1 rRNA gene is annotated in these 1154 nt (G+C 55.9%); it reads right to left on the bottom strand.

Annotated elements, in window-relative coordinates:
- A 23S ribosomal RNA gene (locus J2847_RS33895) occupies positions 1–1152 on the bottom strand; the annotation flags it as partial.
- Positions 1153–1154 lie beyond the last annotated feature (2 nt).

Genomic DNA, 1154 nt, shown 5'->3' on the forward strand with positions numbered 1-1154 from the left:
CATCCGCAGCTTCGGTACACGGCTTGAGCCCCGATACATTTTCGGCGCAGGCCGGCTTAACTAGACCAGTGAGCTATTACGCTTTCTTTAAAGGATGGCTGCTTCTAAGCCAACCTCCTGGTTGTCATGGCCTTCCCACATCCTTTCCCACTTAGCCGTGATTTGGGGACCTTAGCTGGCGGTCTGGGCTGTTTCCCTCTCGACGATGGACCTTAGCACCCACCGTCTGTCTGCCGGACTGTGCTTCCGGGTATTCGGAGTTTGGTTAGGTTTGGTAAGGCTCGCGCCCCCCTAGCCCATCCAGTGCTCTACCCCCCGGAGCAATATCCGACGCGCTACCTAAATAGCTTTCGCGGAGAACCAGCTATTTCCTGATTTGATTGGCCTTTCACCCCTAGCCACAGGTCATCTCCGACTTTTTCAACAGGCGTGAGTTCGGTCCTCCAGTGCGTGTTACCGCACCTTCAACCTGCCCATGGCTAGATCATCAGGTTTCGGGTCTAAAGCATGCAACTCGGTCGCCCTATTCAGACTCGCTTTCGCTGCGCCTCCACCTACCGGCTTAAGCTCGCTGCATACTCTAAGTCGCTGACCCATTATACAAAAGGTACGCCGTCACTTCGCAAGGAAGCTCCGACTGCTTGTAGGCATCCGGTTTCAGGAACTGTTTCACTCCCCTTGTCGGGGTGCTTTTCACCTTTCCCTCACGGTACTGGTGCACTATCGGTCACTGAGGAGTACTTAGGCTTGGAGGGTGGTCCCCCCACGTTCAGACAGGGTTTCACGTGCCCCGCCCTACTCGAGGATTGCTTCCGGTTTACCCATACGGGGCTATCACCCACTGTGGCCCGACTTTCCAGACGGTTCCGGTTATGTAGAAGCAATCACTGGCCTGGTCCGCGTTCGCTCGCCACTACTAGCGGAGTCTCGGTTGATGTCCTTTCCTCCGGCTACTTAGATGTTTCAGTTCGCCGGGTTCGCCTCCCATGCCTATGGATTCAGCATGGGATACCCTTACGGGTGGGTTGCCCCATTCGGAGATTCACGGATCAAAACCTGCTCGCGGTTCCCCGTGACTTATCGCAGCGTGCTACGTCCTTCATCGCCTCTCAGTGCCAAGGCATCCACCAGATGCCCTTCAGACGCTTGATCTC

Origin of the sequence: Azospirillum agricola, from assembly GCF_017876095.1 — a bacterium.
Lineage (GTDB): Bacteria > Pseudomonadota > Alphaproteobacteria > Azospirillales > Azospirillaceae > Azospirillum > Azospirillum agricola.